Below are 8,326 nucleotides of genomic sequence, written 5' to 3'. Positions count from 1 at the left end.
CATCAAAATGGTTGTTACCTTGATCCACCCAATCGCGATGGATGACGGCCTGCGTTTCGCAATCCGTGAAGGCGGCCGTACTGTAGGCGCTGGTGTTGTTGCTAAAGTTATCGCTTAATCGCTGATATTTTTTTGTCACTATACGTTGACGCAACACACCCGAAAAGGGCATCATTCGATGCCCTTTTTTCTACGCTGTGGCGCTAGAACCTATCTCATCAGCGATTTATACGTCATAATCACTGGTGAGATAGGCTCTGAGATATAGCGTAAAACACCGAATTGCGCTCGAGTAGAGCATCGATCGGTTTGGTTTGCCTCGCAATGCGAGGCAAAGTTGTTTGTTCTGAATCATTGTGACGGGTTGGTTTATGAGTGCGAATACCGAGGCTCAAGGGAGCGGGCGCGGCCTGGAAGCGGTAAAGTGGCTGGTTGTTGCCGTTTTGTTGGTTGTAGCTATTGTCGGTAACTATTATTACCGTGCATACAGCCTGCCGTTACGCGCGTTAGCCGTAGTAGTTATTATCGCAATTGCAGGCGCAGTGGCTTTATTGACCACCAAAGGCAAGGCGACAGTTGCGTTTGCTCGTGAGGCGCGCACTGAAGTACGTAAAGTCATTTGGCCAACGCGCCAGGAAACATTGCATACCACACTGATCGTTGCTGCGGTGACTGCCGTTATGTCTCTGATTCTGTGGGGGCTGGATGGTATTTTAGTCCGCCTGGTATCTTTCATTACTGGCTTGAGGTTCTAAATGTCTGAAGCACCTAAAAAACGTTGGTACGTCGTTCAGGCGTTTTCTGGCTTTGAAGGCCGCGTAGCGCAATCGCTGCGTGAGCACATCAAATTACATGACATGGAAGAACTGTTTGGTGAAGTCATGGTTCCAACCGAAGAAGTGGTTGAGATCCGTGGTGGCCAACGCCGTAAAAGCGAACGTAAATTCTTCCCGGGTTATGTGCTGGTACAGATGGTGATGAATGACGCCAGCTGGCACTTAGTTCGCAGCGTTCCTCGTGTGATGGGCTTCATTGGCGGAACGTCAGATCGTCCTGCACCAATCAGCGATAAAGAAGTTGATGCGATCATGAATCGCCTGCAACAAGTGGGTGATAAACCACGTCCTAAAACATTGTTTGAGCCAGGTGAACTGGTCCGTGTTAACGACGGTCCGTTTGCGGACTTCAATGGTGTGGTCGAAGAAGTTGATTACGAAAAAAGCCGCTTGAAAGTGTCTGTTTCCATCTTTGGCCGTGCAACACCGGTTGAGCTGGATTTCGGGCAGGTTGAAAAAGGCTAACGGCACCTTTCTAAATATTCATTAGAACAGATGTTGTACAGGGCGCGAAATTGAACTATAATTTCGCGCCTTTTGTTTTTATGTGCAGCCTCTGCGTGTGAAAAGTATAAAGTACTGTAAATAACGGGGAGCCTCTTCAAACAGGCGATATTACCCAAACGAGGATATTTACCATGGCCAAGAAAGTACAAGCCTACGTTAAGCTGCAAGTTGCAGCCGGTATGGCAAACCCAAGTCCGCCAGTTGGTCCAGCTCTGGGTCAGCAAGGCGTGAACATCATGGAATTCTGTAAGGCGTTCAATGCTAAGACTGATAGCATGGAAAAAGGCCTGCCAATTCCTGTTGTTATTACTGTTTATTCTGACCGTTCTTTCACCTTCGTTACCAAAACCCCTCCTGCAGCAGTACTGCTGAAGAAAGCGGCTGGTATCAAGTCTGGTTCTGGCAAGCCGAACAAAGACAAAGTAGGTAAAGTAACGAGTGCTCAGGTTCGTGAAATCGCAGAAACCAAAGCTGCGGACATGACTGGTTCTGACGTTGAAGCGATGACTCGCTCCATCGAAGGTACTGCTCGTTCCATGGGCCTGGTAGTGGAGGATTAATAGAATGGCTAAGCTGACCAAGCGCATGCGCGTGATCCGTGACAAAGTTGATGCTACTAAACAGTATGACATCACCGAAGCCGTTGCTCTGCTCAAAGAGCTGGCCACTGCTAAATTCGTAGAAAGCGTGGACGTTGCTGTTAACCTCGGCATCGATGCACGTAAATCTGATCAAAACGTTCGCGGCGCAACCGTACTGCCTAACGGCACCGGTCGTTCTGTTCGCGTTGCCGTCTTCACCCAAGGTGCAAACGCTGAAGCTGCTAAAGCTGCAGGCGCTGAGCTGGTAGGTATGGAAGATCTGGCAGACCAGATTAAGAAAGGCGAAATGAACTTCGACGTTGTTATCGCATCTCCAGATGCAATGCGCGTTGTTGGCCAATTAGGTCAGGTTCTGGGTCCACGCGGCCTGATGCCTAACCCGAAAGTTGGTACTGTAACTCCTAACGTTGCTGAAGCAGTTAAGAATGCTAAAGCAGGTCAGGTTCGTTACCGTAACGACAAAAACGGCATCATCCATACCACAATTGGTAAGGTTGATTTCGAATCCGACAAGCTGAAAGAAAACCTGGAAGCTCTGTTGGTCGCTCTGAAAAAAGCGAAGCCTTCTCAGGCTAAAGGCGTTTTCATCAAGAAAGTAAGCCTGTCCACTACCATGGGCGCGGGTCTTGCTATTGATCAAAGCGGCCTGAGCGCAACAGTTAACTAATTAACTGCTGACGTTTATCGCTTTACGCGGGCGGTAGATTTGTCTAGAATCTATGGCCCGTTGTTTCGTTAATGCGAAACCAAGATTTTTCGGTTGGAGCCTGGCCTATCCAGGCCTCCGTCCAAGACCGCAGGTGTCCTGAAAAGGACTTAATCCTTCCTGCGTAGACGGTGACAGAGCCTGAAGAAAATATTTCTTTGTCTTTTTTATAAAGAGTTAAGATTTGTCTTTGCTGGATTCTCTGCTCACCGTGTTTGAACGCTTGATATCGATCTCGATAACAAGTGATGTGAGTTCCGGGGATTTTCCCCGGCCAAATCCAGGAGCAAAAAGCTAATGGCATTAAATCTTCAAGACAAACAAGCGATTGTTGCTGAAGTCATCGAAGTAGCCAAAGGCGCGCTGTCTGCGGTTGTTGCGGATTCCCGTGGCGTAACTGTAGATAAAATGACTGAACTGCGTAAAGCAGGTCGTGAAGCTGGCGTTTACATGCGTGTTGTTCGCAACACCTTGATGCGTCGCGTCGTAGAAGGTACTCAGTTTGAGTGCCTGAAAGACACGTTTGTCGGTCCAACCTTGATTGCATTCTCTACTGAACACCCAGGCGCTGCTGCCCGTCTGTTCAAAGATTTCGCTAAAGCGAATGCAAAATTTGAGGTTAAAGCTGCGGCCTTTGAAGGTGAGTTTATCTCTGCGGCTCAAATCGACCGCTTGGCAACTCTGCCTACTTACGAAGAAGCAATCGCACGCCTGATGGCAACCATGAAAGAAGCCTCTGCAGGCAAATTGGTTCGCACTCTGGCTGCTGTACGCGATCAGAAAGAAGCTGCTTAATCAGCCTTTCTTTTCTCGTTCATTTGCTTACGTATACACTATTTCTGAATTTTAGGAACACTTGAAATGTCAATCACTAAAGAACAAATCATTGAAGGCGTTGCAGCTCTGTCTGTAATGGAAATCGTTGAACTGATCTCCGCTATGGAAGAAAAATTCGGCGTTTCTGCTGCTGCTGCTGTTGCAGGTCCTGCTGCTGCTGCTGAAGCTGTTGAAGAAAAAACTGAGTTCGACGTTATTCTGGCTGCTGTTGGCGCGAATAAAGTTGCAGTTATCAAAGCTGTTCGTACCGCAACTGGCCTGGGTCTGAAAGAAGCTAAAGACCTGGTTGAGTCTGCTCCAGCAGCTCTGAAAGAAGGCATCAGCAAAGACGACGCTGAAGCTCTGAAAAAATCTCTGGAAGAAGCTGGTGCTTCTGTTGAAGTTAAATAAGTTTAACTTCCCGGAGTGCAGTCTGTCCTAACAGACTGATGGCTGGTGACTTTTTAGTCACCAGCCTTTTTGCGCTATATAGAGTGTCAGTGGTGTTTCACACTGTTTGAGCACTGAACTACTCTAATATCTCTTTCTATTAAACGACTTAATATATTGCTGCCCCTTGCTGTAGCTCATCTACAGATAACGCACAACGAAATGATTTAAGCGTGATAGAAACGGGTATTGCGGGAAGCGTTTCTGCTTTCCGGTCGACATAAACGGTGTTGCATGAACTGTCCTTCTCAGGGCAGACAAGATTGGGTCACTGATCAGCGAGCTGAGGAACCCTATGGTTTACTCCTATACCGAGAAAAAACGCATTCGTAAGGATTTTGGTAAACGTCCACAAGTTTTGGACATTCCATATCTCCTTTCTATCCAGCTTGACTCGTTCCAGAAGTTTATCGAGCAAGATCCGGAAGGCCAGTACGGTCTGGAAGCTGCATTCCGTTCTGTATTTCCTATCAAGAGCTACAGCGGTAACTCTGAGCTGCAATACGTTAGCTACCGTCTTGGTGAGCCAGTATTCGACGTTAAAGAATGCCAGATCCGTGGTGTGACGTTCTCCGCGCCATTGCGCGTGAAGCTACGCCTGGTTATCTACGAACGTGAAGCACCAGAAGGTACGGTCAAAGACATCAAGGAACAAGAAGTCTACATGGGCGAAATTCCGCTCATGACCGAAAATGGTACCTTCGTGATTAACGGTACTGAGAGGGTTATCGTATCTCAGTTGCACCGTAGTCCGGGCGTATTCTTCGACAGTGATAAGGGTAAAACCCACTCTTCGGGTAAAGTGCTGTACAACGCACGTATCATCCCTTACCGCGGTTCATGGTTGGATTTCGAGTTTGACCCGAAAGACAACCTGTTTGTACGTATTGACCGTCGCCGCAAATTGCCAGCGACCATCATTCTGCGTGCATTAAATTATACCACTGAACAGATCCTTGACCTGTTCTTTGACAAGGTGACTTACCAGATCCGCGACAACAAGCTGCAGATGGAACTGGTACCTGAGCGCCTGCGCGGTGAAACAGCTTCGTTTGATATCGAAGCTGACGGTAAGGTCTATGTTGAAAAAGGCCGCCGCATCACTGCACGTCATATTCGTCAGCTTGAAAAAGACGAAATTCAGCGCATCGAAGTTCCTGTTGAGTACATCGCAGGGAAAGTCGTTTCTAAAGACTACATCGACACCAATACCGGTGAGCTGATCGTCCCTGCTAACATGGAATTGTCTCTGGATCTGCTGGCTAAATTGAGCCAGTCCGGTCACAAAACCATTGAAACGCTGTTCACCAACGATCTCGATCATGGCGCGTACATGTCCGAGACCATTCGCGTCGACCCAACCAGCGATCGCCTGAGCGCACTGGTTGAGATCTACCGCATGATGCGTCCTGGTGAGCCACCAACGCGTGAAGCCGCTGAAAGCCTGTTTGAGAACCTGTTCTTCTCTGAAGATCGCTACGACCTGTCTGCTGTAGGTCGTATGAAATTCAACCGTTCTCTGCTGCGTGATGAAATCGAAGGCTCAGGTATTCTGAGCAAAGACGATATTATCCAGGTGATGAAAAAGCTGATTGGTATTCGTAACGGCCAGGGCGAAGTGGACGATATCGACCACTTGGGTAACCGTCGTATTCGTTCTGTCGGCGAAATGGCTGAAAACCAATTCCGTGTTGGTCTTGTACGTGTTGAGCGTGCGGTTAAAGAGCGTTTGTCTCTGGGCGACCTCGACACCCTGATGCCTCAGGATATGATCAACGCTAAGCCGATTTCGGCTGCGGTGAAAGAATTCTTCGGCTCAAGCCAGCTGTCACAATTTATGGACCAGAACAACCCGTTGTCTGAGATTACGCACAAGCGTCGTATCTCTGCATTGGGCCCGGGTGGTTTGACCCGTGAACGTGCTGGCTTTGAAGTTCGAGACGTACACCCGACTCACTATGGTCGCGTATGCCCAATCGAAACGCCAGAAGGTCCAAACATCGGTCTGATCAACTCCTTGTCTGTGTACGCACAGACCAACGAGTACGGTTTCCTGGAAACCCCTTACCGTCGCGTACGTGATGGTCTGGTGACTGATGAAATCAACTACCTGTCTGCTATTGAAGAAGGCAACTTCGTAATCGCTCAGGCGAACTCCAACCTGGACGAAGAAGGGCGCTTCATTGAAGACCTGGTCACTTGTCGTAGCAAAGGCGAATCAAGCCTGTTCAGCCGCGACCAGGTTGACTACATGGACGTTTCCACCCAGCAGGTTGTTTCCGTTGGTGCTTCACTGATTCCATTCCTGGAACACGATGACGCCAACCGTGCATTGATGGGTGCGAACATGCAACGCCAGGCAGTACCTACTCTGCGTGCTGATAAGCCGCTGGTGGGCACAGGTATGGAACGTGCTGTAGCGGTTGACTCCGGTGTTACTGCCGTAGCCAAACGTGGCGGTATTGTTCAGTACGTGGATGCATCTCGTATCGTTATTCGTGTTAACGAAGAAGAGATGTACCCGGGCGAAGCAGGTATCGACATTTATAACCTGACCAAATACACCCGTTCTAACCAGAACACCTGTATCAACCAGATGCCGTGTGTGAATCTGGGCGAACCAATCGAGCGCGGCGACGTGCTGGCAGATGGTCCGTCAACCGATCTGGGCGAACTGGCTCTGGGTCAGAACATGCGTGTCGCGTTCATGCCTTGGAACGGTTACAACTTCGAAGACTCCATCTTGGTCTCCGAACGTGTTGTGCAGGAAGATCGCTTCACAACCATCCATATCCAGGAACTGGCATGTGTGTCCCGTGACACCAAGTTAGGGCCTGAAGAGATCACTGCTGATATCCCTAACGTGGGTGAAGCTGCGCTCTCAAAACTGGATGAATCCGGTATCGTTTATATCGGTGCTGAAGTGACCGGTGGCGACATTCTGGTGGGCAAAGTGACACCGAAAGGTGAAACCCAGCTGACTCCGGAAGAGAAACTGCTGCGTGCGATCTTCGGTGAGAAAGCGTCTGACGTTAAAGACTCTTCTCTGCGTGTTCCAAACGGCGTTTCCGGTACGGTTATCGACGTGCAAGTCTTCACCCGCGATGGCGTGGAAAAAGACAAGCGTGCGTTGGAAATCGAAGAGATGCAGCTGAAGCAGGCTAAGAAAGACCTGACTGAAGAGCTGCAAATCCTGGAAGCTGGCCTGTTTGCACGTATCCAGTCTGCGCTGGTTGCTGGCGGTGTTGAAGCTGACAAGCTGGGCAAATTGCCTCGCGACCGTTGGTTAGAACTGTCACTGACTGACGAAGACAAACAGAATCAGTTGGAACAGCTTGCTGAACAGTACGACGAACTGAAATCCGAGTTTGAGAAAAAACTCGAAGCTAAGCGTCGTAAAATCACTCAGGGCGATGACCTGGCACCAGGTGTGCTGAAAATCGTTAAAGTGTATTTGGCCGTTAAACGTCAAATCCAACCTGGTGACAAGATGGCAGGCCGCCACGGTAACAAAGGTGTTATCTCCAAGATCAACCCGATCGAAGATATGCCTTACGATGAAAACGGGACTCCTGTTGATATCGTACTGAACCCGCTGGGCGTTCCATCACGTATGAACATTGGTCAGATTTTGGAAACCCACCTGGGTATGGCCGCGAAAGGTATTGGTGAAAAAATCAATGCCATGCTTAAGAAACAAGAAGAAGTTTCTAAGCTGCGCGAGTTCATCCAGCGTGCCTATGATCTGGGCGACGATGTACGTCAGAAAGTTGATCTGAACACCTTCACCGATGACGAAGTATTGCGTCTGGCTGAGAACCTGAAAAAAGGTATGCCAATCGCGACACCAGTCTTCGACGGTGCGAAAGAAACAGAGATCAAGCAACTGCTTGAAATGGGCGGAATCCCTACCTCTGGCCAGATCACACTGTTTGACGGCCGTACCGGCGAGCAATTCGAGCGTCAGGTTACTGTCGGCTACATGTACATGCTGAAACTGAACCACCTGGTTGACGATAAGATGCACGCGCGTTCTACCGGTTCTTACAGCCTTGTTACTCAGCAGCCGCTGGGTGGTAAAGCGCAGTTCGGTGGTCAGCGCTTCGGTGAGATGGAAGTGTGGGCACTGGAAGCATACGGTGCCGCTTATACCCTGCAGGAAATGCTGACTGTTAAGTCCGATGACGTTAACGGCCGTACTAAGATGTATAAAAACATCGTAGATGGCGATCATCGTATGGAACCAGGCATGCCGGAATCCTTCAACGTACTGTTGAAAGAAATCCGTTCTCTGGGTATCAACATCGAGCTGGAAGACGAGTAAGTACTCGAATTCGCAATGATCACAGGGGCACCTGTCTGGCTGGAGACAGTCAGCAGGTGCCTAACAGGTCTAACCCGACGGGAGC

General features: G+C 49.2%; 8 protein-coding genes. All 8 read left to right on the top strand.

The features are described from left to right. A partial coding sequence (locus tag CWS43_RS26390; protein WP_076995039.1) for an elongation factor Tu occupies positions 1-118 on the top strand: 118 nt, incomplete at its 5' end. A 253-nt stretch (positions 119-371) separates the two neighbouring features. After that, entirely contained in the window at positions 372-755 is a 384-nt protein-coding gene (gene secE / locus CWS43_RS26385) for a preprotein translocase subunit SecE (RefSeq protein ID WP_034794996.1), read from the top strand. After that, complete coding sequence (nusG, locus tag CWS43_RS26380; protein WP_009639145.1) at positions 756-1,301, top strand: transcription termination/antitermination protein NusG; 546 nt, start codon at positions 756-758, stop codon at positions 1,299-1,301. A gap of 173 nt (positions 1,302-1,474) precedes the next feature. Beyond that, positions 1,475-1,903 (top strand): 50S ribosomal protein L11, encoded by a 429-nt coding sequence (gene rplK / locus CWS43_RS26375; protein WP_013577413.1) that lies wholly within the window; start codon positions 1,475-1,477, stop codon positions 1,901-1,903. Between the two features lie 4 nt (positions 1,904-1,907). After that, entirely contained in the window at positions 1,908-2,612 is a 705-nt protein-coding gene (gene rplA / locus CWS43_RS26370) for a 50S ribosomal protein L1 (RefSeq protein WP_101080118.1), read from the top strand. A gap of 336 nt (positions 2,613-2,948) precedes the next feature. Next, positions 2,949-3,446, top strand: a complete 498-nt coding sequence (gene rplJ / locus CWS43_RS26365) for a 50S ribosomal protein L10 (protein ID WP_013577411.1) — start codon at positions 2,949-2,951, stop codon at positions 3,444-3,446. 66 nt (positions 3,447-3,512) lie between these two features. After that, positions 3,513-3,878: a 50S ribosomal protein L7/L12 gene (gene rplL, locus CWS43_RS26360; RefSeq protein ID WP_101080117.1), complete on the top strand. Its 366-nt coding sequence runs from the start codon at positions 3,513-3,515 to the stop codon at positions 3,876-3,878. A gap of 334 nt (positions 3,879-4,212) precedes the next feature. After that, entirely contained in the window at positions 4,213-8,241 is a 4,029-nt protein-coding gene (gene rpoB, locus CWS43_RS26355; RefSeq protein ID WP_015699039.1) for a DNA-directed RNA polymerase subunit beta, read from the top strand. Positions 8,242-8,326: the final 85 nt, after the last annotated feature.

This window comes from Rahnella sp. AA, assembly GCF_002834385.1.
Classification (GTDB): Bacteria; Pseudomonadota; Gammaproteobacteria; order Enterobacterales; family Enterobacteriaceae; genus Rahnella.
This window is presented reverse-complemented; position numbering and strand designations above follow the sequence as displayed.

Coding starts and splice junctions, on each gene's coding strand:
- secE (WP_034794996.1), top strand. CDS start 372: ATGAGTGCGAATACCGAGGCTCAAGGGAGCGGGCGCGGCCTGGAAGCG.
- nusG (WP_009639145.1), top strand. CDS start 756: ATGTCTGAAGCACCTAAAAAACGTTGGTACGTCGTTCAGGCGTTTTCT.
- rplK (WP_013577413.1), top strand. CDS start 1,475: ATGGCCAAGAAAGTACAAGCCTACGTTAAGCTGCAAGTTGCAGCCGGT.
- rplA (WP_101080118.1), top strand. CDS start 1,908: ATGGCTAAGCTGACCAAGCGCATGCGCGTGATCCGTGACAAAGTTGAT.
- rplJ (WP_013577411.1), top strand. CDS start 2,949: ATGGCATTAAATCTTCAAGACAAACAAGCGATTGTTGCTGAAGTCATC.
- rplL (WP_101080117.1), top strand. CDS start 3,513: ATGTCAATCACTAAAGAACAAATCATTGAAGGCGTTGCAGCTCTGTCT.
- rpoB (WP_015699039.1), top strand. CDS start 4,213: ATGGTTTACTCCTATACCGAGAAAAAACGCATTCGTAAGGATTTTGGT.